This window comes from Methylotenera mobilis 13 (assembly GCF_000384255.1).
In the GTDB taxonomy this organism is placed as follows: domain Bacteria; phylum Pseudomonadota; class Gammaproteobacteria; order Burkholderiales; family Methylophilaceae; genus Methylotenera; species Methylotenera mobilis_B.
On record NZ_KB913035.1, the window covers coordinates 555,313 to 580,909 of the forward strand.

26 protein-coding genes are annotated in these 25,597 nt (G+C 43.2%); 23 read left to right on the forward strand and 3 right to left on the reverse strand.

Annotation, left to right across the window (positions count from 1 at the left end):
* Window positions 1–9: 9 nt before the first annotated feature.
* From A391_RS0102680 to A391_RS0102690, 3 genes are all read right to left on the reverse strand, one after another.
* The gene (locus A391_RS0102680) at window positions 10–2,025 is read right to left on the reverse strand and encodes a hypothetical protein (RefSeq protein WP_019897111.1); all 2,016 of its coding nucleotides are present in this window, start codon (window positions 2,023–2,025) and stop codon (window positions 10–12) included.
* Complete coding sequence (locus A391_RS0102685) at window positions 2,022–3,002, reverse strand: hypothetical protein (RefSeq protein ID WP_019897113.1); 981 nt, start codon at window positions 3,000–3,002, stop codon at window positions 2,022–2,024. The genes A391_RS0102680 and A391_RS0102685 overlap by 4 nt, the downstream gene beginning before the upstream one ends.
* Before the next feature lie 209 nt (window positions 3,003–3,211).
* On the reverse strand, window positions 3,212–3,487 hold the full coding sequence (locus A391_RS0102690; protein ID WP_019897115.1) for a DNA-binding protein: 276 nt from the start codon (window positions 3,485–3,487) through the stop codon (window positions 3,212–3,214).
* A 92-nt stretch (window positions 3,488–3,579) separates the two neighbouring features.
* Here A391_RS0102690 and A391_RS0102695 point away from each other — a divergent pair, with 92 nt between their 5' ends.
* From A391_RS0102695 to A391_RS0102805, 23 genes are all read left to right on the forward strand, one after another.
* The gene (locus A391_RS0102695; protein WP_036316953.1) at window positions 3,580–4,041 is read left to right on the forward strand and encodes a helix-turn-helix domain-containing protein; all 462 of its coding nucleotides are present in this window, start codon (window positions 3,580–3,582) and stop codon (window positions 4,039–4,041) included.
* Window positions 4,041–4,631 carry a hypothetical protein gene (locus A391_RS0102700; protein WP_019897126.1) on the forward strand — a complete coding sequence of 197 codons (591 nt, stop codon included), beginning with the start codon at window positions 4,041–4,043 and terminating at the stop codon, window positions 4,629–4,631. The genes A391_RS0102695 and A391_RS0102700 overlap by 1 nt, the downstream gene beginning before the upstream one ends.
* Window positions 4,632–4,699: 68 nt before the next feature.
* Complete coding sequence (locus tag A391_RS0102705; RefSeq protein ID WP_019897127.1) at window positions 4,700–6,208, forward strand: TnsD family Tn7-like transposition protein; 1,509 nt, start codon at window positions 4,700–4,702, stop codon at window positions 6,206–6,208.
* Window positions 6,209–6,296: 88 nt separating this feature from the next.
* Window positions 6,297–7,589 carry a hypothetical protein gene (locus tag A391_RS0102710; RefSeq protein WP_019897128.1) on the forward strand — a complete coding sequence of 431 codons (1,293 nt, stop codon included), beginning with the start codon at window positions 6,297–6,299 and terminating at the stop codon, window positions 7,587–7,589.
* A 17-nt stretch (window positions 7,590–7,606) separates the two neighbouring features.
* A complete protein-coding gene (locus tag A391_RS0102715) occupies window positions 7,607–9,151 on the forward strand; it encodes a type I restriction-modification system subunit M (RefSeq protein ID WP_019897129.1) in 1,545 nt (514 codons plus the stop codon).
* Window positions 9,148–10,272, forward strand: coding sequence for a restriction endonuclease subunit S (locus A391_RS0102720; protein ID WP_019897130.1), 1,125 nt, complete (start codon window positions 9,148–9,150; stop codon window positions 10,270–10,272). Before A391_RS0102715 ends, A391_RS0102720 begins: the two co-directional genes overlap by 4 nt.
* Window positions 10,273–10,274: 2 nt before the next feature.
* Complete coding sequence (locus tag A391_RS0102725; protein WP_019897131.1) at window positions 10,275–11,093, forward strand: hypothetical protein; 819 nt, start codon at window positions 10,275–10,277, stop codon at window positions 11,091–11,093.
* 8 nt (window positions 11,094–11,101) lie between these two features.
* Entirely contained in the window at window positions 11,102–11,584 is a 483-nt protein-coding gene (locus A391_RS13650; protein ID WP_019897132.1) for a hypothetical protein, read from the forward strand.
* On the forward strand, window positions 11,581–12,597 hold the full coding sequence (locus A391_RS13655; protein ID WP_019897134.1) for an ATP-binding protein: 1,017 nt from the start codon (window positions 11,581–11,583) through the stop codon (window positions 12,595–12,597). Before A391_RS13650 ends, A391_RS13655 begins: the two co-directional genes overlap by 4 nt.
* A gap of 3 nt (window positions 12,598–12,600) precedes the next feature.
* A complete protein-coding gene (locus A391_RS0102740) occupies window positions 12,601–15,801 on the forward strand; it encodes a type I restriction endonuclease subunit R (protein ID WP_019897135.1) in 3,201 nt (1,066 codons plus the stop codon).
* 182 nt (window positions 15,802–15,983) lie between these two features.
* On the forward strand, window positions 15,984–16,496 hold the full coding sequence (locus A391_RS0102745) for a MarR family winged helix-turn-helix transcriptional regulator (RefSeq protein ID WP_029143949.1): 513 nt from the start codon (window positions 15,984–15,986) through the stop codon (window positions 16,494–16,496).
* A 24-nt stretch (window positions 16,497–16,520) separates the two neighbouring features.
* Window positions 16,521–16,898: a YybH family protein gene (locus A391_RS0102750; RefSeq protein WP_019897137.1), complete on the forward strand. Its 378-nt coding sequence runs from the start codon at window positions 16,521–16,523 to the stop codon at window positions 16,896–16,898.
* A gap of 38 nt (window positions 16,899–16,936) precedes the next feature.
* Window positions 16,937–17,854, forward strand: a complete 918-nt coding sequence (locus A391_RS0102755; protein WP_019897138.1) for a DMT family transporter — start codon at window positions 16,937–16,939, stop codon at window positions 17,852–17,854.
* Window positions 17,855–17,988: 134 nt separating this feature from the next.
* Entirely contained in the window at window positions 17,989–18,714 is a 726-nt protein-coding gene (locus A391_RS0102760) for a YebC/PmpR family DNA-binding transcriptional regulator (RefSeq protein WP_019897139.1), read from the forward strand.
* 32 nt (window positions 18,715–18,746) lie between these two features.
* Window positions 18,747–19,313 (forward strand): crossover junction endodeoxyribonuclease RuvC, encoded by a 567-nt coding sequence (ruvC, locus tag A391_RS0102765; protein ID WP_029143950.1) that lies wholly within the window; start codon window positions 18,747–18,749, stop codon window positions 19,311–19,313.
* Window positions 19,314–19,408: 95 nt separating this feature from the next.
* On the forward strand, window positions 19,409–20,248 hold the full coding sequence (locus tag A391_RS0102770) for a prenyltransferase (protein WP_019897141.1): 840 nt from the start codon (window positions 19,409–19,411) through the stop codon (window positions 20,246–20,248).
* Window positions 20,245–20,823 carry a Holliday junction branch migration protein RuvA gene (gene ruvA / locus A391_RS0102775; RefSeq protein WP_019897142.1) on the forward strand — a complete coding sequence of 193 codons (579 nt, stop codon included), beginning with the start codon at window positions 20,245–20,247 and terminating at the stop codon, window positions 20,821–20,823. Before A391_RS0102770 ends, ruvA begins: the two co-directional genes overlap by 4 nt.
* A 75-nt stretch (window positions 20,824–20,898) precedes the next feature.
* The gene (locus A391_RS0102780) at window positions 20,899–21,954 is read left to right on the forward strand and encodes an AI-2E family transporter (protein WP_019897144.1); all 1,056 of its coding nucleotides are present in this window, start codon (window positions 20,899–20,901) and stop codon (window positions 21,952–21,954) included.
* Window positions 21,951–22,991: a Holliday junction branch migration DNA helicase RuvB gene (gene ruvB / locus A391_RS0102785; protein WP_019897146.1), complete on the forward strand. Its 1,041-nt coding sequence runs from the start codon at window positions 21,951–21,953 to the stop codon at window positions 22,989–22,991. Before A391_RS0102780 ends, ruvB begins: the two co-directional genes overlap by 4 nt.
* 2 nt (window positions 22,992–22,993) lie before the next feature.
* The gene (ybgC, locus tag A391_RS0102790; RefSeq protein ID WP_019897150.1) at window positions 22,994–23,404 is read left to right on the forward strand and encodes a tol-pal system-associated acyl-CoA thioesterase; all 411 of its coding nucleotides are present in this window, start codon (window positions 22,994–22,996) and stop codon (window positions 23,402–23,404) included.
* Window positions 23,405–23,520: 116 nt separating this feature from the next.
* Window positions 23,521–24,195: a protein TolQ gene (tolQ, locus tag A391_RS0102795; RefSeq protein WP_019897152.1), complete on the forward strand. Its 675-nt coding sequence runs from the start codon at window positions 23,521–23,523 to the stop codon at window positions 24,193–24,195.
* A 54-nt stretch (window positions 24,196–24,249) separates the two neighbouring features.
* Window positions 24,250–24,645, forward strand: a complete 396-nt coding sequence (locus A391_RS0102800) for an ExbD/TolR family protein (protein ID WP_019897154.1) — start codon at window positions 24,250–24,252, stop codon at window positions 24,643–24,645.
* Window positions 24,646–24,668: 23 nt separating this feature from the next.
* Complete coding sequence (locus tag A391_RS0102805; protein WP_019897155.1) at window positions 24,669–25,487, forward strand: TonB C-terminal domain-containing protein; 819 nt, start codon at window positions 24,669–24,671, stop codon at window positions 25,485–25,487.
* Window positions 25,488–25,597: the final 110 nt, after the last annotated feature.

Here is a 25,597-nt window from a genome sequence, read left to right on the forward strand (position 1 = left end):
TGGCCTAACCTAAAAATTCTTAGATGCTGAATGCATTACTTCATTTGCTTCATTTCCAGAAACTGCATTCTTTTTAGGTTTGCCAGGAAATCTTTTTCCAGGATTAAATTCTTTACCAGTTAAGTTCTTAAATCTTCGCATCATCTCGGAATTTGTTGCCTGTCTATGCACGCGAAAGGCAGACAAGATGTTTTTGCGTTGCTCATCCCACTGTTCTAAGTCGGCAATAGACATGTAGAGTGTGTCTTCATCTCCCCGTATTCTTAACATTGCTGGCGTTTCAATCAGACGCCCATTAAACTCAACCCACACATAGCGTACACACATATCAAGAATGTAACCTTGGACCTTCGTAATGCCGGCTATATCAAAGAGACCTGTTTCCCGCAGTGCCTCGCAGTAGAATTTTCTGGATTTGAGATAGACACCATCTTCTTTTACAGTGAATTCAACTGGAGTCAGGAAACAACGGACAGCGTCATCAATACTGATAGGCTGGGAATCATTTCTATACTTGCTGCTATAAAACTGCCATAACCCATTGGGTGATGGAACAACATGCGCTAATTCGCCTTCAGGATCAATTCGATCTTCCATATTTGCTGACTTATTAAAAGTAATAATACGCATGATTTCCCTTTTAGCTAGCTCTACAGGATTCAGGTTGCTGTTGATAAACGTTGGTTGACCTTCAAGTTTTACGTCACGGGGATGGGACGATTCAATATTCGCTTTTGATTGGCCCGACCAGGACGGCGCAATATCCCGAATCGGAAATCGCTTCTCTAGATCTTCGATAAGATCCTTGCGTGCTCCTGGACCTCTATCAATAGCAAAGTATGCCGGTAAACCTTCATTCATCCACTCGTTAGGACTAATCTTGATTCCGAACAAATTGCAAAAATAAACTTTAGGTACAGCTATCGAGAACAGCATCATGCGATAAGCCGTGCTACGCTCTTTGTCAAAACTGAAACCTATACCAAGTAAACTGCCGCAAAGTCCGTCTCGTCCCGTAGCTACGCACAGAGGAGGCAGCGTTGTTTTTTCGATATAGCCAACAGGTTTTTCCTTTAAGTAGTAGGCATCCGCTTCAACGCGTTCCATAAGGTTTGCGATTTCTTCGCTGAACCTGCCTATTGATGCAGCAATACGGGTGCGATGGCGAACTTCGCCGTACAGCTGTTTCTGCACATTCTCCAGGCCAATTTCTTTCTGCACTTGGTACCTGAATTGATCATAGGTAGGAAATGGAGAACCATCTGAGCTTATGTAAAGGTCCATTCCATTTTTCTGCGTTATTATTTTGCAGTTAAAATCATAAGCCATTGCTTCGCGATAGATGGTTGTCATGTAATTTCCCAAAGTGGCTCTTTTAAGGAAGCTTTTGACACACTTATTTGCCAGTTCAAGACTTTTTCCATTTCCGTAATTATTACCAAATGCTTTTGATGGAGCGCCAAATTTGCGATCGGGATACTTCATGCGATCCCAGTTCCCACTTTTGTGGAATGGAGGTAACAACGTCCAAATATTTCGTCCAAAACATAGATAGGTAAGCAACCAGAGTCGGAAACGGGATTCATTCTGAGGAGGAGAGCAAAGCCTTGCGCGCATATTAATTTCCTTTTGCGGATATTGGGCATTCATGACATCTTCAAAGTCATTCACTGTCGGAGCAATGAACTGATAGCGTTCGTTGACGCGATCGTAATGCGACGTTGTGGCATCTTTAGTGCGGTAGGTATCTATCAGTGATAAGTCCAAACCTTCAAGTTCTTCAAGCCAGGGCGGAAGGGTAGATTGTTTGGTGCAAGGAATTATTTTATTTAGGGTAACACCTTCTTCAAACTGGATTCTTGGCATAGACATTAGAGTTGCATTTGCCGGACCCTTCTCCTTAAGTTGAAAATGCACCAGTAGAACTCTGCCATTTTGATGATTGCTTTTAAGAAAATGAATTTCAAGCCCTTTCGGTAATGACGCCCATCCCTCTGGAGCGATAATTTTTGTACCAACTTTCATGGCAACTCCTTGAACCAGTCTTCATAGATGTCCAGCACGTCTCTGCTTTCAGGTTTCATCGGTAGGTCGATTAAAACTGGTTTGAAAAGATCCACACGAAGTTTTCTTGCCCAAATCGCTTGATAAAATAGATCTCTACATTCGTGTTCCGTATATTTTTTTCTCTCAACAAAACTTGTAATTACGTGGGATGGAGGAACACCTGTATCGAAAGCAATTTTGAATCTGTTCAAAATCTCATTTTTTTGATGATCCGTAAGATTGACAGGGCGGCTGTGATGTAAAAATATTTGCCGCAGGTTCGCTACGACATGCTGATCAATCTTGTCGTCGCTGATAAACAAGGTACGTATCCCTGCCCCCTTGTAATATTGCTGTTCAATTTCATGGCGCTCTAGAAGTTTACTATTTTCGTTATTGTCAGCAGGTTGTTTTGGTTTTCTAAAAGGAGGTCTCTTGAAGTCCTGGTAGTCACTTTTGACTGACCAGTTGATACAGTAAACTCTTCCACTTTTATCTTTTATCGCCCACAGTAAATCGCCAATCCATGGAAAAACTGTAGTAATTACCTCGTTACCGGGCATACGGACTTTGACGCGAGGCAGAAGATGTAAATATCCCATTTCTTCAGCGACTTCGACTAGACCGCGAATTGGCTGCAAGTTTATACGATCAACATTAGGCATATTCCAGAGTGGATGTGCTATCGTCTCCGGTGACAGCATGCGCTGTTCCTGAAGGCCTACGACATCTGGATGGTAGAGGCCAAGCAAAGCGGCATTGCGTTCCGGAGTTGATAGCACATGTACCTCGCGTGCTAGTTTTTGAGGCTCGAGAATGAACGCTCGTGATTTAGACGGCGCTTCCTGAGGTGTCGCCAGTATGCTGGGTGTATATGTCGAATCCCACATGCATTCCAGTTGGCGTCTATATATTGTTTTTAATCGTTGGGCAGATATGCCCTTTTTTGAAGCCATGTTAACGATCCCTTAGCGTCAACATGGCGGGGTTAAGCTCTATTCCAAACATGGCATCACCTCGTAAACAAGCGAAACATACAAAATGTATGTTATTTATAACAAAATATTGACTTTGCTTGCTTTCGGATAGATACTATTGGTGCGAGCAGTAGTGACTTGTAAAAACAAGGCAGAGCCGGGTCTTAATTTTTTAAGATTCGGCTTTTTTACATTTTGCACTCCTCAAGTCTTCGCTCAGCTTCAGGTGATAATGTTCTTAATTTCTTAGACAACTGCTTTGCGTCCATGTATGTTCCTTTCTTTATACCAAGTGCAAGTGCAATCTGGTGGCTTTGTCCACGCAGACATTTACGTTTTCCGTCCAATACCTGGTACACCAATGTCGTTGAAAAACCATTAACCCGTGCCCATTCCGCAACAGATACGCCAGCTTCATCAAAAATGAGCTTCACATCTGAGGTGTTCAAGTTTTGATTTTGCATGTCTTTGGACTGCCTTATTTGTATTCAAATGAATACTAACATAAATGAATTTGTATTGAAACAAATAAATAAAAATGTATACTATGCATAACATGACTATACAAACTTCTACATCATCAGGTATTCCAGATGGATTTGGACAGCGGCTTCGGGAAGAGCGAAAACGTTTGGGATTGAACCAAGGGCAGCTTGCTGAAATTGCGGGTTGCCAACGTCTGGCACAGCTTCAATATGAGAATGAATCAAGGGTACCGACAATCCGTTATCTTAATGCGATTTCTTTGGCTGGCGTTGATCTTGCGTATTTGGTTCTGGGTATCCATTTTGGTAGTGCTTCATTAACTAATGAACAGTCACAACGTATTGAAGACAAGGTTTTTGAATTAATAGAGAACTGCGCAAAAAGCCAACCGGACGGAAAATTGTCGCCTGATTCTCATAAAATGCTATTCAGGCTGTTCAGAGGATATCTAACACAGGTTGAATTGGGTCAATTGCCTGCAGACTTTGACCCTTTGGCTTTGATCTCCAATCAATTCGGGGTCGCAGGGTAATGACTGGTCATGAGAGCAAAGATGACCTGAAGAGTCTGGCGCACATTTTGAGTGCGCTTCAGAAATCGGCATCTGATCATAACTCCTATCAGAAAACGATAGGCCAGGTAGGTTCGGATTTTGAGCATCTTCTGCAACAGGAGATACCTGCCATATCCAATACTGAATCTGGGTTAGTTGCTCGATCCAAAGCTGCCCTGCATATCTTTCTTCCATTAAAAGATCAGACTGCTGTTTTTGAGCGGATTCAAAAGGTTTCTGGATTATCCGACCGACAGATCAGATTGGCTATCAGGTCTGGCATATTAAGAATCGATCAATATGAGAGGCCTGCTCTGAATGATATACACGCCAAGTTTATTCCAAATAACAAAGGCATCGCCTACCTTTTTACGCTGGGATTGCTTTCGGGTGTGATTATCAGTCAGATTTTTTATCAGCCCACGGGCGGTTTGGCACATATTTTTTATGGACTAGGTTTTGGACTGGCAACAGGGTCCATTACAGGACTTGTCCTTGATCGGTCATTTCGTGCATATCCTCTTGTTGAAAAACTTGAAAAGCTTGCTCCCTGGATCGCTACCTCCTAATGTACTATAAACTCTCAAGTCACATTTAAAATTTCTAGTTCATTGTGATAAGACAGTCCTTGGAAAACATGTCTACATCCTTGAACGAGCCTAATCTTCCCGGATTCGACCAGCTTGGATTTCCGGACATTATGCCAGATGAAATCCTCTATAGTTGGTGCGCGAGGTTTCACCACTTGTCAATGCGATTGGACGCGAGAGTAACCAGCAAACTATTGTTTGGCATTGCTTCTGCAGGACTGCATCATGATATTCCATGCAATTTAAAGACATTTGAGAATAATACGAAAGGCTATCTAGGCACAGCTGAAAATCTTCTTTTACGGAATACGCAGTTTGGGTTTTATTCTAAATTTTTAACAGATGAATCGCGGTTAAAAATAGCGCAGTCTTTCATGCATAGAGATAATGCGACGGCAAGATCTAAACTGGGTTTGAATCCAAATGAATTAATCACTAGCAAGATTTTAAAGGTTTGCCCGGAATGCAGTCAGGATCAATACAAAGCCAGAAGATTTACCTGGTGGCAAATCGGACATCAACTTCCTACTTCCTTCATATGCCATGAGCATCATTGCGCCCTGAAATTGTTGATAGTGCCGCACACGCGAGGTTATGCAAGAAACCTTTATTCCCCGACTTCCAGGCTTGATTCATTAGACCTCAGTCAGTATTTCGATGCCCAATATCAATGGCAGCAGCTTGAAAAAATAAGTGACTGGGGAAATGCCATGTGGAGAAGCGATACATTGCAGTTGCAGAATGGAATTCTGCGTTGGTGCTGTCTGTATCAGTTACAGAAAAGAGGTTGGGTCGGGGTAGGTGGCAAGGTAATGATGCATGAACTGAGGAATGCGTTTGTAAGGCATTACGATGGGTTGCTAAACATCGTCGGGGAAAAATATTTCCGTGATTTAACAGATGTCAATAGCTCATTTTATACTCAGATGGTCCGCAAAGTATCTGGACGGCAACATCCGGTGAAACATGTGTTTTTAATCAATTTCCTTTTTGATAACTTTGAAGATTTTCTTGAAACTTACAATGATGTAACTAATGATTTATTACAAGGCGGGGAAGCGTTATGCAGTGCAATTCTGAATAGGAAAAATTCAATGATTGCGCGAATAAAAATAAGCGCAGGTCAACCAGTAGAGGAAGTGGCTTCATTGTTGGGGATGACGGCATTAGCGGTTTCAAAATGTGCTGATAAGGATAATGCAACAACAAAAACTCTCCCAAGAATTATTGGTACCGGTAAGGAGGCAATTATTATTGAAAAGTCTCGGCAAGGACTGGATTACAAGGATATTGCGATTGCAGCTGAAGTGAGTGTTTCATATGTCTATCAATACTTGGCTAAAAGGCCGACTCTGAAAATTGAATGGCGGAAATCCTATGACTACAGACAACTACAGCTACATCGGGAGCAATTTTTAACAGTTCTTAAAAATCACCCCGGTGCCTCACTCAATACAATTCGTCACATTCCTGAAAATGGCTTTGATTGGCTATTCAGGAATGATAGGGAATGGCTGCGAAATACATTACCTGCAATATGGCGCGTTAAATTCTAACTGCCACGTGTATCAACGCCTCAGGCTCGATTTGGCTGGGGTTTTCTCGATAATCAACATTCATCACTAATAATTTTTTGGATTAACCATGCGAATAGCCTCTGTCGAAGTATCTCATATAGCCAACCCAGGACACTCATTAACATTGCCCAATATATTAGATGATGAATTTCTGCCAGGTTATTTGGGGCGCGTATCTTTAGTTAGTAATAGAGAAAGTGTGAAAAATATAAAAAATACTCTTCACAAATGGTTCAGTGAAGTAAAGCCAGAAATTAAATCGCCTGCATTTGTGCATGTTTTAGAGCATGCGCTGGGTGTTGAGGCAGAAGCTATTGCAAAAGGGAATACTTTGACACCAATTTTGCGGACAACCAGGCCTGAAACTATCAACTTCCCGGCGGAGTTGGGGATTAAGATTAATGATGAATTTGCGCTATTAACAAGACTAAGCTTCATTAACCCCAAAAATGTTGCGTGCTTTTGTGAATCATGTGTAATTGAAAATAAGGGTAACCCATGCTTCTCGTTCTGGAAGAGGTCGCAGCAAATCCCTGGAATTGACTGGTGCGTGAAACATGAGGAACCATTACAAGAGGTGCATGATAAAAACGCCTTTTTTTATCAGCCGAGCTTCTTTTTAAATAGCGGAAATTATATAAAACAGCCGGAATCACTCGGAATAAACAATCCTGTCATATTGAGGTTTGCAAAACTGATTGAAGGTGCCATGGAATTGGATGTGCCTGTAAATAACAGAATTGCTCAGGAAATATTATCCAAAAAGGCAAAGTCAATAGGCGTTAAATTTTCTGAAGAAGGGACTTGTAGGCAGCTTAGCGATCTGATGAATGAAGTTTTGCCAGAGCAATGGATTCTAAAGCATTTTCCTAGATTAAAAAAAGAAAGTTACGGAAAGTTTGTTGCAGGTTTTGATGAGGTGCTGAAATCATCCAGAAAGGGGAAGTCCTATATCAATACTCTGCTGGCCGCAGCGGTTTTGTTTGATGACGCAGATGAGGCATTGCATGAATTAACTGCCCAAAATTTCCATTTATTAAATAAAGAAAACAAACCGGACATATCAGATATATCCTTCGTTAATGCTTATATAAGGCATAAGGGAAGCTATTTGAATATGGGCTTAGAGCTTGGGAAAGACCGACGTTATATTTTTTGGCGAGCAAGATGGCTCGGGTTGCCATCCTTTACCGGAGTTAACACACAAACATTTAGAGCGATTAAAGATTTCTATGACGGAGGCAATCTCATTGAAATACATTCAAGACCCGATCTGAAAAAAGAAAAATTCGAAAATATTATTCGTTTATCAGGGCGACTGTTCTCGAGTACAATCAAAAAAATAGATTCAATACAGTAAGTACAGAATAGGTACATATGGCAAAAGAAAAAAAAGAAACCAAATCCGAACCATTAGAAAAAACCCTCTGGAAAGCCGCGTGTAAGTTACAAAAAAATATTGATGCGGCTGAATACAAACATATCGTTTTAGGTCTGGTTTTCCTCAAATACATTTCCGATTCGTTTGAACAGCACTATGCCAAGCTCGTTGAGGGACATGGCGAATATATTGGTGCAGATCCGGAAGACAAAGATGAATACGCCGCCGAGAATATATTTTTCGTGCCGCAGGATGCTCGCTGGTCTCACCTGCAATCACAAGCCAAGCAACCCGACATTGGCAAACTGGTTGATGCCGCCATGGATGCGATTGAAGCCGAAAACCCATCGCTCAAAGGCGTGCTGCCCAAAGTGTTTGCGCGCGATAATCTTGACCCTGCTAGTTTAGGCCAGCTCATTGATCTGATCAGTAACATTGCGCTGCAAGATACCAAGGAAAGAAGCGCCGATATTCTCGGCCACGTGTTTGAATACTTTCTGGGCGAATTTGCACTGGCAGAAGGCAAGCAAGGTGGTCAGTTCTATACGCCTCGCTCTGTGGTGGAAGTGCTGGTAGAGATGCTGGAGCCTTATGAAGGCCGCGTATTTGACCCCTGCTGCGGTTCCGGTGGCATGTTTGTGCAATCTGAAAAATTCGTGGTCGAACATCAAGGCCGTGTGAATGATATTTCCATCTACGGCCAAGAGAGCAACCAAACCACATGGCGCCTGGCTAAGATGAACCTCGCTATTCGCGGCATAGATGCTTCCAAGGTGCTGTGGAACAACGAAGGCAGCTTTCTCAATGATGCACACAAAGACCTGAAAGCTGATTACATCATCGCCAACCCACCGTTTAACGTCAGTGACTGGTCTGGTGAACTGCTGCGTAACGATGGCCGCTGGCAATATGGCACGCCGCCCGCAGGCAACGCCAACTTTGCCTGGCTACAGCACTTTATTTACCACCTATCACCTAGCGGCCAGGCCGGTGTAGTGCTGGCAAAAGGCGCACTCACCAGCAAAACCAGCGGCGAAGGTGAAATCCGCAAAGCGCTGATTGAGCAAGCCAATGTGATTGACTGCATCGTTAACTTGCCGGCCAAGCTGTTCCTGAATACGCAAATCCCCGCTGCCTTATGGTTTATGAGCCGCAACCGTACTAACGGAAAATTCAGAAACCGCAGTAACGAAATACTCTTTATCGATGCCCGTAACCTCGGTCATCTCATTAACCGCCGCACTAAAGAGCTGAGCCACGACGATATTAAGAAAATCGCCGATACCTACCACAACTGGCGCAACCCAAATGGCAATTATGAAGATGTTGCAGGCTTATGTGCCTCTGTCAGCCTGGAACGCGTAAAAGAACTTGATTACGTACTCACCCCGGGCCGCTACGTGGGTCTACCCGATGATGAGGATGACTTCAACTTTGCCGAACGCTTTAACACCCTCAAAGCAGAATTTGAAGCGCAGTTGGTAGAAGAAGAAAAGCTTAATAAAGCGATTGCGGAAAACTTGGCGAGGGTAAAGCTGTGAGTGAGTTAAAGTCATGCAAACTTGGAGATGTTGTCAGTTTTGGTAATGGCAAGGCGCGCCCATCATCAGAAGGTGGCATTCCTATTTATGGGGGGAATGGAATTTTAGGATTTTGCGCCAATAATAATTATGAAGGCGAGACAATTGTTATTGGTAGAGTTGGTGCATATTGTGGTGCAACATACTATGAAAATCGCGCCATTTGGGTATCTGACAATGCATTGTCAGCAAAACCTAAAGGGGAAAATTATGCAAAGTTTATTTATTACTTTTTGAAAGACATGGATTTAAACCAGCATGCAGGTGGTTCGAGTCATCCATTAGTCACTCAAACATTGTTAAATTCTTTAGACATTGAAATCCCTGAAAATCCCGAAGAACAAAAAGTGATCGCCTCAGTCCTCAGTTGTTTAGATGACAAAATCGACCTGCTGCACCGCCAAAACACCACACTAGAACACATGGCCGAAACGCTGTTCAGGCAGTGGTTTATAGAAGAAGCGCTGGAGGATTGGGAGTTTGGAGAGCTTGGCGAATATGTTGATTGTTTTAATGGTGTATCTTACAAAAGTTCAGAACTTAATCCTTCAAAGGTAGCAATGGTTACTTTGAAAAGCTTTGATAGAAATGGCGGTTTTAGACTAGACGGATTTAAAGAATTTACAGGCCGATTCAAAGAACAGCATATTGTTGTTCAAGGCGACTTGGTTGTGGCACATACAGATATTACTCAAGATGCAGATGTTATAGGCAATCCAGTATTAGTTGTTGGTTCTCCAAGCTATGAAACCATTGTAATTTCAATGGATTTAGTAAAAGTTACATCAAAGTTTGAATGGCTTTCAAATGAGTTTCTATATCGCATGATGCGAACCAGAGAGTTTAAAGAACATTGTTTAGGTTATTCCAATGGCTCTACGGTTCTGCATTTAAGCAAACAAGCAGTTCCATCTTTTGAATTTTTTATGCCACCAAAAGAGAAAATTGAAAGTTATACAAAGCTCGCTAAAGATTTATTCAGTAAGAAATTTAAAAATATCGAACAAATACAAACTCTGGAAAAACTCCGCGACACCTTGCTTCCCAAGCTAATGAGTGGTGAGATTAGAGTGGAGGTGTAAATATGTCTAGCTTGAAGATGCCTGAAAAAAAGGTTTTTGAGCGTCTATTCGATAGAAGTGGATATGTTTTAGATTTCACAGATAGAACTTTCTCTGAGTTCTTTAGGGAATACCAAATAAATATTGATGCTGATAAATACTTGGTCAATGGTCAATCAAAAATGAAACGGCTGAGAGCGTTTTGGGAGATAGAAAGCGATTTATTAGTTGGAAAAATTTTGAATGGTCTGCTCGAATATGCACAAGTTATTGGAAACCTGTCTGAGGCTGACTTGAAGACTGCCAAGCAAATTATTGCGAGGTTGCTAGGGGAGGCAGAAGCAAAGCCAAAAAATGAATTATCAGAAGATGAATTTTTACAACAGTCATTTAACAAAATTGACCTATCAAGGCTTGAATTAGATACTGTTTTTCAAAAGGTGATAAGCCAAAGAATTGATGAAATTCAAAAGTCATTAACAGCAAAAACACCGCTTGCGACTATTTTCTTATGCGGAAGTACCCTAGAGGGATTGTTGCTAGATGCGGGTACTAAAAACCCCAAAAAATTTAATAATGCTCAATCAGCACCCAAAGATAAAGATGGGAAAATTAGACTTTTGCACGACTGGACACTTGAATGCCTCATTAATGTAGCTCACGAGTTAGGTATGCTGTCATTAGATACAAAAAAATTTGGCCACACTTTGAAAGACTTCAGAAATTATATTCACCCTAGACAGCAAGCGGTTCAAAAATTTAACCCAGATGAGCACACGGCAAAAATTACATGGCAAGTATTACAAGCTGCAATTGCTGATTTGACTGGAAAAAGAAATTAGTCATCAAAATGCCTGAAAAAGAATGGTTAGCGAATAATAGATTTTATTACCCAATTGATGATGCAAAACTCCAAAGCATTTTTTATTTCAGCCTTATTTGGAACATTTACGAAAAAGAGCTATGTAATAAAGACGGTCGAATTGGAAATCACCCAAACGAGCATTCAAAAAATTATGCAGGAAAAGTAGACCAAAGACTTTTGAGCAGTGTATTTGAATACTTTAAAAATCGATATATAGCCAGTGGCCAGCCAACTGAACAATTCATAACTTTTGAGTTTAAATCTGAGCTTATTAAATCAGAGGTTTTAAATTGCTTAACTATGGAAAATCCATCATGTGAGGAAATGATAGAAGCTTTGTTAAAGATCGCTTTTAGGCTTAGAAACAATTTGTTTCATGGTGAAAAGCAGATAGAAAAGCTTTATGAGCAGAATGAAAACTTTAAGCAAATAAACTTACTATTAATGAATTTGATTGAAAATAGATGACTGAAGAAGAGTTCAAGAAAATAATCAAAACTAAGGCTGATGGTAGATTGCATAAGCGAGAAAATACTACTCTAGAGTTTAAGCAAAATTACCATCAAGGCTCAATCAATGAGTATGCTAAGACCTTTTGCGCTTTTGCAAACCATTCTGGTGGTGTGATTGTTTTTGGCGTCTCTGATGCGCCCAGAGTGCCAAACGGCATGAGTAATGAAAACTTTAGTAACATAGAAATTGAAAAAGTTACTAATTTTTTGAATACGCATTATTCACCGATGATTGAGTGGGATGTTTATGAATTTGAAAATGATGGCAAGAAATTTGGCGTAATCAAAATTCATGAGTCCTCCAATAAACCAGTTATTTGTAAAAATAACACACCTAAAGATGTTGCAAGAGAAAGTGACATTTTTTATAGGTACAGTGGACGCAGTGAGCGTATTAAATATCCTGAATTACGTGCAATATTGGATGAAAATAGAAATATAGAGCAAAGAAAATGGGTTGAGCATATACAAAATATTGCCAAAATTGGCCCACAAAACATTGCTATTGTAGATACTTTGAAGGGTGAAATTGAAGGAAAGAATGACCATAAACTTCTGATTGATACAAAGTTAATCAAAGATATTAAATTTGTGCAAGAAGGTAAGTTTGTCGATAAAGATGGCGCACCAACTTTAAAGCTTGTTGGAAATATTACCCCCGTTGAAAAAATAGAAGTTGAAGTTATTAAAAATGCGGACAAACTAAAAGTTTACACATTAACCGCTAGTGATTTATATAAGGCAGTAAAAGCTCAGCTACCAAATATCAAGCAAAATGAGCATTACAAAATAATTGCTGACAACAACATTAAAGATAAGAAAGAACTTTCTGACTATATTTTTAGAAGTAGCAAGCAACAAGAACAATATGAGAAGTTTGGAATATTACAAAAGGGAATCACCAGTGTTTATAAGCCAGAAGCTGTGGATTTTATAGTTAAATCTTATAAAAAAGATTATGAGTTATAGCTAATGAAAATCACCGAATCGGACATCGAGTCACTAGCCATTGAGCGCTTGCAGGTGCTTGGCTTTGATTACCTTTATGGCCCAGAGATTGCACCTGATAGCGCCAACCCTGAGCGCGACAGCTTTGCTGAGGTGTTGTTGCTCAACCATTTACGCAAGGCTGTTGCCCGCATTAACCCCACGCTGCCTGCTGCAGCACTCGATGAAGCTGTTAAAGCCATACAGCGCATCAGTTCGCCAGAGTTATTGGCCAATAACGAAGCATTTCACCGCTTGCTGACTGAGGGGGTAAATGTCAGCTACCAGAAAGATGGCAACACGCGTGGAGATCTGGTGTGGCTGGTAGACTTTGCCAACCCGGATAATAACGAGTTTCTGGTGGTGAATCAGTTCACCATTATTGAAAACAACCAGAACAAACGCCCTGACCTGATTTTGTTTGTAAACGGCCTGCCGCTGGTGGTGATTGAGCTTAAAAATGCTGCCGATGAAAACGCTACGGTTAAAACCGCGTTTGAGCAGATTCGCACCTATAAAGCTAGCATTCCCAGCCTGTTTACTTACAATGGCTTTGTGGTGGTGTCTGATGGGCTGGAGGCTAAGGCCGGTACCATTTCCGCTGACCTGAGCCGCTTTATGGCATGGAAGAGTGCTGATGGCAAGGCCGAGGCTTCACACTTAACCAGCCAGCTTGAAACGCTGATTCACGGCATGCTGAATAAAGCCACATTGCTGGATTTGATTCGCCACTTTGTCGTATTTGAAAAATCTTCCAGAGAAGATACCAAAACCGGCCAGATCAGTATCAGCACGGTGAAAAAGCTGGCGGCATATCACCAGTATTATGCGGTGAATGCGGCAGTGATTTCCACGTTAAGGGCCGCTGCAGAAGCCAGCGGCGTTGCGCAAGACCCTGCCAGTTATGGCTTGAGCGATGTGCGTACCCAGCCCAAAGGCGACCGTAAGGCAGGCGTGGTGTGGCATACGCAAGGCAGCGGCAAATCACTGAGCATGGTGTTTTACACCGGAAAAATTGTGCTGGCGCTGAATAACCCGACCATTGTCGTCATCACTGATCGCAACGATTTAGACGACCAGCTGTTTGATACCTTTGCCGCCTCTAGCCAGTTATTACGGCAGGAGCCTAAACAGGTTGAAGACCGTCAGCAGTTGAAGGAGCTGCTCAAGGTAGCTTCAGGTGGCGTGATATTTACCACCATTCAGAAGTTTCAGCCGGAAGAAGGCAATGTATACGAAACGCTGTCTGAGCGCCGCAACATTGTGGTGATTGCCGATGAGGCACACCGCACCCAATATGGCTTTAAAGCCAGAACAGTAGAAGATAAAAACGCCGCTGGTGAAGTGATAGGCCAGAAAATCGTGTACGGTTTCGCCAAATACATGCGCGATGCACTGCCTAATGCAACCTATCTGGGCTTTACCGGCACGCCGATTGAAAGCACCGATGTAAACACGCCTGCGGTGTTTGGCAATTACGTGGATATTTACGACATTTCCCAGGCCGTGGAAGACGGCGCTACGGTGCGTATCTATTACGAAAGCCGTTTGGCCAAGGTGCAGCTTTCTGATGAAGGCAAAAAGCTGATTGCTGAGCTCGATGAAGAACTCGATCAGGACGAACTCACCGAAACGCAGAAAGCCAAATCACGATGGACTCAGATTGAAGCTTTGATCGGCAGCCAGCAACGCATAGCCAATATTGCGCAGGATATTGTGAAACACTTTGAGCAGCGGCAGGAAGTGTTTGCCGGTAAAGGCATGATCGTGAGTATGTCGCGCCGTATTGCTGCCGCACTTTATGCAGAAATTATCAAAATCAAACCTAAGTGGCATTCGGATGACTTGAACAAAGGCGTGATCAAGGTTGTGATGACCGCATCATCAAGCGATGGGCCGGAACTCGCCAAACACCACACCACCAAGCAGCAGCGCCGCAACCTGGCCGAGCGCATGAAAGACCCGGATGACGAATTGAAGCTGGTGATTGTGCGTGATATGTGGCTGACCGGATTTGATGCGCCCAGCATGCATACGCTGTATATCGACAAGCCGATGAAAGGCCATAACCTGATGCAGGCGATTGCCCGTGTCAACCGCGTGTATAAAGACAAACCCGGCGGTTTGGTGGTGGACTATCTGGGTATAGCAGCCGATTTGAAACAGGCACTGTCATTCTATTCTGATGCTGGTGGCAAGGGCGACCCCGCTGAAACGCAGGAGCAGGCGGTCAACCTGATGTTGGAAAAACTTGAAGTGGTTGCCAACTTATTTCATGGTTTTGACTACAAAGCCTATTTCACAGCAGATACTTCTAAAAAGCTCTCGCTGATATTGGTCGCTGAAGAGCATATCCTCAATATCGAAGATGGCAAAAAACGCTATATCAATGAAGTTACTGCTTTGTCGCAAGCCTTTGCAATTGCGATTCCGCATGAGCAAGCTATGGATGCAAAGGATGAAGTGGCCTTCTTTCAGGCTGTCAAAGCACGGCTGGCCAAGTTTGATAGCAGCGGTGAAGGCAAAACCAATGAGGAAATTGAAACCACGATACGCCAGGTGATTGATCAGGCGCTGGTGTCAGAACAGGTAATTGATGTGTTTGATGCGGCAGGCATCAAAAAACCTGATATTTCAATTTTAAGCGATGAGTTTTTAATGGAACTCAAAAATCATGAGCATAAAAACATCGCGCTGGAAGTGCTGAAAAAATTGCTGAATGAAGAAATTAAGGTGCGCGAACGGCTCAACGTGGTGCAAGGCCGTAGCCTGATGGAAATGCTGCAGAACTCGATTAAACGCTACCAGAACAAAATCATCACTGCCGCCGAACTGATGGATGAGCTGATTAAAATCAGTAAGGAAATTGTGCATGGCGACAGCGAGGCAGAGCGTCTGAAACTGAGCCCGCTAGAATTTGCCTTTTACACCGCGGTATCTAATAACGACAGTGCAAAAGAGCTTATGCAGCAGGACAAGCTGCGTGAGTTGGCAGTAGTGTTGCTGCAAAAAGTGCGTGAAAATGCCAGCATCGACTGGACGATTAAGGAAAGCGTCAAAGCCAAACTCAAAGTCATCGTCAAACGTACGCTCCGGCAGTTTGGCTACCCACCTGATATGGAAATACTGGCAACCGAGACCGTGCTCAGGCAGGCGGAGATGATAGCTGCTGAATTACAACACTAAATATAGCAGAAGCAACTATATGATAAAAAAGCCCTGAAAAAAATCAGGGCCTTTTGAATTGCAAAGCTCGACAGACTTTATTATCTTCCGACAGACTTTATTAATTTACATCATAAATAAAATAACAACAAATACATTGAATACTTGACATAGTTAGCCAGCTAACTATAATGGTCCTAATTATGCTAGAACTAAAAGACTTACCTACTACTGGAGTGCTCCATAAATTTGCTGAGCGATATCCTGATGCGGATATCACGGCAGTGTCGAGCTTTTTGCATTTGCTACGGGTTGCAACCGATTTATCCATCGCATTGGATACTTGTTTGAGTAAGCATGGGTTGCTACAAGGGCGCTGGTGGGTCCTTATTTTGCTAATGCGTGAGGACACACACACCGCAACACCTTCTGTACTTGCAAGCAAAGCGGGCGTTACGAGAGCAACGATGACAGGGCTAATTGATGGCTTAGAGCAAGGTGGCCTTGTTGAGCGTGTGTTTACGAAAAGTGACAGGCGTAGCGTGTTGATTCACCTGACTGATGCAGGGCAAGCTAAGCTAGATGCAGTCATGCCAGATTACTACCAAAGATTAAGGCTGTGTATGAAGGGTCTTAATGAAGCACAGCGTATCCAATTAGAGCAGATGTTAGATTTAATTAATGCAGGCATCCCAGAATTAACCAAGCAAAAATAATTTATTTCACAATCAGGAGTCATGATGAGTAATATCAAACAACAAATCAGCGAAATCAATCAAAAATTTGACCATGCATTTAATACCAAAGATTCAGTGTCGATTGGTGCCTTATACGATACAAATGCAGTGGTAATGCCTGCTCCAGCAGGTGACCCTGTGATAGGCGCCTCTGCAATCCAATCATTTTTCCAAGGGCTCATTGATGCGGGCGTGATTGAGCACCAGTTAACGTTGCTGGACGCCGTTGAAGATGGCAATCTTGCTTTCCAACGCGGTAAATGGGCTGGTGCGATGTTAAATGCGCAAGGCGAAAAACAAACGTTTGGCGGTAATGTGCATTTGGTATACCGTAAGCAAGCGGATGGCAGCTGGAAAGCAGTAACACATATTTGGAACTAAGCAGTTAACGGACGCCAATCATTAGGGCATGAAAATATATGGGAAATAGTACAAAAAATATCATTAGTGCATTTGTTGCACTAATCGTACTCACCATTATTTGGGGCTACAACTGGGTTGTGATGAAAAGTGCACTGCAATATGCAGGCCCATTTCAATTTGCTGCCCTGCGTGTTTTCTTTGGTGCGATTGTACTATTTGTTGTGATCTATGCTACTAAGCGACCCTTGGGTCTAAAAGAGTTCCCAACGATGCTGGTGTTGGGTTTGCTACAGACTGTGGGTTTTACTGGTTTATTGATTTGGGCCTTGGTTGAAGGCGGTGCAGGTAAAACAGCTGTACTCACTTACACGATGCCATTTTGGGTGATGCTGTTTGCTTGGCCAATGCTGGGTGAAAAAGTACAAGGCTGGCAGTGGTTGGCAGTCATCTCTGCCGTATTCGGTATGGTGCTGATATTCGATCCTTTACATATCAAAGCAGATGGCTTCAGTATGTTCTTGGCAATTGTCTCAGGTGTTTCTTGGGCACTTTCAGCCATTATTTCTAAAAAACTACATCGACGTAGCCCGCATCTCGATTTATTAAACCTGACAGCTTGGCCTATGTTGTTGGGCTCGATTCCTATGATCGCAATTGCGTTTATCGTGCCAGCCGTCCCTATTCAATGGACAGGTTACTTTATCGGTGCTGTATTGTTTAATGTGTTTCTGAGTGGTGCGTTGGCTTGGTTGCTGTGGTTGTATGCCTTACAAATTTTACCTGCTGGCATGGCCAGCATGGCATCAATGCTAGCGCCTGTCATCGGTGTGTTGGCTGCATGGGTACAGTTAAATGAAGTACCTAATCAGATGGAGTTGATTGGCATGGTGTTAATCGCACTATCGTTAGTGATTATTTCATTTATTAGTATTAAAAAGCATGCGCCTGTTGATCCAGCAATTGGGCAAGAGTAAACACCTGTAAATAGAATCTGAGTATTTGGTGCTTACTAGGCCATTAACCTCAATCCTCTCTCTGAAAAGCCTGTAATTTGGGTAAACGCATGTGATAAAATCAGCCTTATTTAGTTGGAAATTAGGATCTAAACATGGCAGGTCATAGTAAGTGGGCAAATATTCAACACCGCAAAGGTCGCCAAGACGCAAAGCGCGGTAAGATTTTTACTAAAATCATTAAAGAAATCACGGTCTCAGCACGTCTAGGTGGTGGTGATCCTAATATGAACCCACGTTTACGTGCGGCAGTTGCGTTGGCAAAAGAAGAAAACATGCCATCAGATAATATTACACGAGCGATTAAAAAAGGTACGGGTGAGTTAGAGGGCGTTAGCTACGAGGAAATCCGATACGAAGGCTACGGCATCAATGGTGCAGCCATTATTATTGATTGCTTAACTGACAATAAGCAACGTGCAGTGATGGATGTGCGTCATGCATTAAGTAAGCACGGCGGCAATCTGGGCACCGATGGCTCGGTGGCTTTTATGTTTAAGCACTGTGGTAGCTTAGTGTTTGAGCCTGGCACCTCAGAAGATAAAGTAATGGAGGTCGCATTGGAAGCCGGCGCTGAAGATGTGGTAACCAACGATGATGGCAGTATTGAGGTGATTACGCCACCAGCTGACTTTGTGGCGATTAAAGAGGCGCTCGAGGCAGCGGGTATCAAGGCAGTAATGGGTGAAGTGACAATGAAACCTGATGCCGAAGTGATCTTTACTGGCGAAGATGCGGTGAAAATGCAGAAAATACTGGATGCACTGGAAGATTTAGATGATGTGCAGGATGTTTACACCTCTGCTGTGATTGAAGAGTAACTCTGAATGTTGATAACAACTGGGTGCATGCCTTGAGTGTTACTAGAATTCTCGGTATTGACCCAGGCTTAAGGTTAACGGGTTTTGGTGTGATTGAAAAAGTAGGTGAAAAAATCACCTACATTGCTAGTGGCACTATCAAAACCGCTAGTGGTAAAAAGAGCAAGGTGGAAGGCGACCCAGAGCGTGAAGAGTTGCCCGCCCGCCTCAAAATCATACTCGATGGCTTGTTCGAGGTGATTGATACTTACCAGCCTAATCAGGTGGCCATTGAAAAAGTATTTGTGAACGTTAACCCTCAATCCACTCTGTTGCTTGGGCAGGCCCGTGGTGCTGCGATTAGTGCTGCGGTGATTCGTAATTTAAGCGTTGCAGAATACACTGCCCTACAAGTGAAACAGGCGGTGGTAGGTAACGGGCATGCGCAAAAAGAGCAAGTGCAAGAAATGGTAAAGCGCCTACTCAAGTTACCTGCTGCACCAAAACCAGATTCGGCTGATGCGCTTGCTTGTGCTATTTGCCATGCGCATGGTGGTCAGGGACTCGGCTTAATGGCTACCGCAGGTTTCCGTGTTCGCGGTGGGCGATTGGTTGGATGAGAAACTCAATTTCAGAGCCTAGTCCCACTAGCTTCACCAATTCCCTTTTTTGTTATTTCTGTGCCACGCGACCTATGTTTCTGATAGCTACGCTGATGGCTTGTTTGATAGGCCTAGCTGCGGCTATTAATTCAGGAGTTGTGTTTCAGCCAGTGCTTGCAGTCGCAACTTTAGTGCTAGCGCTTACGATGCATGCTGCGGTAAATATAATCAACGATTATTTTGATGCATTAAACGGTACAGATGCTATTAATCACGAGAGGTTATATCCCTTCACTGGCGGTAGCCGCTTCATCCAAAATGGTGTGATGACGCTAAAACGAACAGCCTATTTAGCCTACGCATTGCTGTTTACTTCAGTATTAGGTGGTTTGATATTAACTTATTATGTGAACTTGGGATTGTTAGTGCTGGGCATGGTGGGCGTGTTGATTGGTTGGGCATATTCCGCCACCCCATTTCGCTTAAATAGTCGTGGTTTAGGTGAGTTCTGCGTTTTTTTAGGGCTTGTTGTTGGTGCTGATTACGTTCAGCGCCAAATCTTTTCTCTAGTGCCAATATCGGCAGGTGTTCCATATGCTTTGCTGGTCACCAGTTTGTTATATATTAATCAGTTTCCAGACCGTCATGCTGATATGGCTTCTGGTAAGCGCACTTTGGTCGTTCGATTAAAATCCGAACACGCTGTATGGGTTTATTTAGTCGTAATGTTGATGGCATTGGTATGGTTATTCGGCTCTGTCTATATGAGTACATTTCCAACTTCAGTGATGCTATCAGCGATGCCTTTGTTCTTCTCACTGCACGCATTTTATGTGCTGCACCAGTTCTCAGAAAAACCAGCGCAGTTGTTGCCAGCAATTAAATCTACACTTGCTTCTATGTTCAGTCATGCGTTACTGTTAACCATTATTTTGTTATGGAATGCATCATGATTGGTCGATTAAGCGGTACCCTATTAGAAAAAACACCTCCGTTGGTTTTAATTGATTGCAACGGCGTGGGTTATGAGTGCGAAGTGCCAATGAGTACTTTTTACAATTTGCCTGCCTTAGGTGAAAAGGTGGTGATGCTTACCCACTTTGTGGTGCGCGAAGATGCCCAGTTGTTGTATGGCTTTGGTACAAGTCAAGAACGTGCGACGTTTAGACAATTACTTAAAGTGAATGGTATTGGCGCTAAGTCGGCATTGTCTATTTTAAGTGGGCTATCGATAGATGATTTAGTGCAAGCCGTGGCGCTACAAGAGCCAAGCATGCTGACACGTGTGCCGGGTGTTGGCAAAAAAACAGCAGAAAGATTGCTGCTAGAATTAAAAGATAAATTCACGATTGATGGTGTTGCTGCCATGAGTGAGCATCAACCGAAATCTGCAACTAGCGATGTGCTTAATGCATTGCTAGCGCTTGGTTATAACGAGCGCGAGGCAGTTGCTGCAGTGAAGTTGCTGGATAAAGAAGTGAGTGTGACGGACGGGATTAAACAAGCATTGAAATTACTTTCCAAGTAGTATGCGTGATGAGGCTAGAGCGTGCTTTACTAGTGGGCATATTGTCTATATGCCCGATATTTTTGAGTATTTAATATGATTAACACCAACCAAATTGCACGCATGACCTTAATATCTCTACTGATAGTAGGATGTGTTTTAGTGCTTTATCCGTTTATGCCCGCTATGCTGTTTGCTGCCGTGATTTGTGTGTTTACTTGGCCTTTATACCAACACATATGGCGTCTATTAGGTAAGCGAGATACGCTTGCATCCCTAACAATGACATTGTTGTTGCTGGTCGCGCTAATCTTACCAATGGCTTATTTGGCTGTGAATTTGGCTGATTCAGCCACAGTGTTACTTGATGAAGCACAATCTGCCTTGCAAAGTTTACAACCTGCAGCGCCATCGTGGCTAAAGGCCCTGCCAATCATCGGAGAGCAGTTGGCTGAGTCTTGGCAACGTGCGCTTGTCAGCCATGAAGAGCTCATGCGCTTGCTAGACCAATATTCAGAACCAATCCGAGAGTTTTTATTGCAGGCTGTGCAATTGGTGATGGGTGGTTTTTTGCAGTTGGTATTGGTCGTATTTGTCGCATTTTTCTTTTATAGAGATGGGGCGCGTTTATCCGATGTTATTACTGCAATTGTGCGTAGGTTGGGTGGTGAACTAGGGCAAGAAATGCTAACGTTATCATCCAGTACAGTGAAAGGCGTCATGCTAGGCGTTTTTGGTACAGCATTAGCACAAGCGAGCGTTGCATTGTTTGGATTTTGGCTGGCGGGTGCGCCAATGCCCTTCTTATTGGCACTAGCAACCTTTTTCTTATCGGTGATTCCAGTTGGTCCGCCGTTGGTGTGGGGTGGTGCTTCACTATGGCTATTTAATCATGGCGATCATGGTTGGGCGATCTTTTTACTGATTTATGGCCTGCTTGTGATTAGTACGGTGGATAATATTATCAAGCCAATTTTAATTAGTCATACATCACGGTTGCCACTGCTGCTTGTTGTGCTCGGCGTGCTGGGCGGGGTGTTAATGTTTGGGTTTATTGGTATTTTTTTAGGGCCAACCTTGTTAGCGGTTGGTTTGACGCTCGTTTCACATTGGGTAGTGTTGCAAAATAAGAGAGCAGATGAAGTTGTATGATAGAAACTGATCGTTTAATCGCCCCGGATGTTGTCAATCCGCAGGAAGAAGCGCTGGAGCGCGCACTGCGCCCCAAAGTGCTGGATGAATATATCGGACAAGAAAAAGCGCGTGCGCAACTGGAGATATTCATCAATGCCGCACGTGGACGTAGTGAAGCACTAGACCATGTATTGCTGTTCGGCCCACCAGGGCTAGGCAAAACAACGCTGGCACATATTATTGCCAAAGAAATGGGCGTCAATATGCGCCAAACTTCTGGCCCTGTACTTGAACGTGCGGGTGATTTAGCCGCGCTACTGACCAACCTAGAGCCAAATGATGTGCTGTTTATTGATGAAATTCACAGGCTCTCACCAGTCGTTGAAGAGATTCTATATCCAGCAATGGAGGACTACCGCCTAGATATCATGATTGGCGAAGGCCCTGCTGCACGTAGTGTCCGTTTGGATTTGCCACCATTTACCTTAGTGGGGGCAACCACCCGTGCCGGTATGCTCACTAATCCGTTGCGGGATCGTTTTGGTATCGTGTCGAGATTAGAGTTTTATACTTCTGAAGAGCTGGGTCGTATCGTACAGCGCTCCGCAGGTTTGTTGGATGTGGAAATGGTCGATACAGGCGCCCTTGAAATTGCCATGCGCTCTCGTGGTACACCGCGTATCGCTAACCGCTTATTGCGTCGTGTGCGTGACTACGCCCAAGTGAAAGCCGATGGTAAGGTGAGTGCCAGTATTGCAGATGCCGCTCTTAAAATGTTGGATGTCGATAAACTTGGCTTTGATGTCATGGACAGAAAGTTACTGTTAGCCGTATTGGAAAAATTTGGTGGCGGGCCTGTTGGGCTAGATAATTTAGCCGCCGCCATTGGTGAAGAACGCGATACGATTGAAGATGTGCTGGAGCCTTATTTGATTCAGCAAGGCTTCCTGATGCGTACCCCACGTGGGCGCGTAGCAACCAGTCAGTCGTATCAACATTTTGGCTTGCCAGTCCCTGGCGCTATCGCTAGCGGTGAGTCGTGGCAGGAGCAGTAGTGATGTCTTTAGGTAAGTTTAGTTGGCCTGTGCGTGTGTATTATGAAGATACGGATGCCGGTGGTGTTGTCTATCATTCCAATTATTTAAATTTCATGGAACGTGCCAGAACCGAGTGGTTGCGTGCCTTGGGGTTTGAACAAACTGAGCTAAAAGATGGTCACGGTATTATTATTGTTGTACACAGCCTGTCTATCGCTTTCAAAAAGCCAGCGTATTTTAATGACATGCTTGAAATTCACTGCGATATCATTAAAATCGGCTACGGTAGCATCGAGTTGGCGCAAACAATCATGCGTGATGGGGTGTTGTTAATTAACGCGCATGTGAAGGCAGCTTTTGTCAATGCAGCAACATTTAAGCCTCTAGGTATTCCAGCGCATATAAAACAAGCCATGCTTGAAAAGGCTTAGTTTGAAAAGATTAGTCATATTCAGTATTGCACTATTTTGGATATTCAAATCATGAGTAATGCAGTGAATCATTGCAGTACGACATAAAAAAGCAGTAGATAAAAAGTGGAGAAGTTATGAACGCAAGTAGTGATATGTCCTTCTTTAGCCTGATTGCAGGCGCAAGTTTACCTGTGCAGCTCGTGATGCTGATTTTAATCATCACCTCATTATTCTCATGGTGGTATATCTTTATTAAAGTTGCCACGATTAAGCGTGCTGAGCGTGATGCAGAAGATTTTGAAGACACCTTCTGGAGTGGGGGTGACCTAAATAAGTTGTACGATGTGATTACTGCTAATCGTCGTAAACCACAAGGCATGGCGAGTATCTTTGAAGCTGGTTTTAAAGAATACGCACGTCATAAACAACAAACACGTATGGATGTATCCGATGTAATGGAAGGCTCTCGCCGTGCGATGCGCGCAGCGTTTAACCGTGAGATGGATGAGCTTGATGCACATTTGCCATTTCTCGCATCTGTTGGTTCAGTCAGTCCATATATTGGTTTGTTCGGCACAGTGTGGGGCATTATGAACGCATTTAGAGGCTTGTCTAATGTCGCCCAAGCAACCCTTACACAAGTGGCGCCTGGAATTGCTGAGGCCTTAGTGGCAACAGCGATCGGCTTATTTGCTGCTATTCCAGCAGTGATTGCTTATAACCGATTTGCAAGTTCAGTGGATAGGCTTTCAGTGCGTTATGAAAGCTTTATGGAAGAATTTACCAACATTCTACAACGTAAGTCTTAACATGATGATTCAATTGGTGATTACTTTGGAATTGATTTCAGTAGAGGTTTCTCGATGAGCAGAACTCGTAAACGCCGCATGATGAATCAAATCAATGTTGTCCCGTACATCGATGTGACTTTAGTTTTGTTGGTAATCTTTATGGTGACAGCACCCATGACTAACCCAGGAGTGGTTGAGTTACCCGGCGCGGGGCAAGCACTCAGTCAACCAAAGCTTCCGCCAGTCGTTGTCACCGTTAAGAAAGATGGCAGCATCGAGCTGGATAGCAAAACCATGCAACGTGATGAGATGTTGGTCGCGGTACAAACCACATTAGCACAATCACCTGAGCGCACTGTTGTGATCGCAGCTGATAAAAACGTGAAATATGAAGATGTCATTGGTGTCATGGATCTGCTTAAAACCAATAAGGTAGACAAAGTTGGCTTGCTTCTTAAGCCAGTTTAAAGTGTTTAGATAATTTAGCCTCTATGTTACGTCAGCGCGAAAACCCAGATTCATTTAAAGCCGGTGTTTTATCCATTACTGTGCACACCATCTTATTGGGCGCTTTGCTTGTGTCATTTAATTGGAAAACAACACATCCCGTTAGCATTGCTGAGGTTGAGTTGTGGGATAGTCTCCCAGCTGTAAACATGCCCAAACCACCGTTGCCAACGGTAGAGCCAGAGCCTGTTGTGAAAGACGTACCTAAGCCTGAGCCCAAGCCAGAGAAGGTGGTTGAAGCTAAACCGCAAATAAAGCCGGAACCAAAACCCGAGCCTGAAATTGCGATCAAACAAGAAGTACCCAAAAAGCCTGTTAAAAAAGACCCACCTAAAGAGCCTCCTAAAAAAACACAGCAAGACGATCAATTAGCTAAGTTGCAAAAACAACTGATGTTAGATGCGTTAGAAAAACCTAACAAACCACCAGTAGACGATGCTTTAAAAAAGCTACAACAAGAAAGTCTGTCTGATGGAAAGCCTTTGGGTGAACAAAAAGCTAGCGCGGCAAAAGCTGGTGTTGTGGATGAATTTAAAGCGAAAATTCAGGCAAAAATTCGTAATAACGTGAATAAATCCCTATGTGGTGATGCTAATCTCGAGTTAAAGTTTGATATTGCTCTGCTACCTACCGGTGAGTTAGGTTCGTCACCTAAGTTGACTAAGTCTAGTGGTAATCCCGCATGTGATGAAGCGGTTGAACGCGCTATTCGTGTGTCAGAACCGTTGCCATTGCCTGAAGATAAAGCGTTATTCTCACAGTTCCGTGCATTAAAGCTGACTTTCCGCCCCAATGACCATTAGGCATTAATGGGTAAAATGTAAGCAAGTGTAAATGCTCTGGCATCTATTGTAGATTACAGTAAAATTTGATGAACTATTTAATACCTCACTGACCATACGCTATATGAAAA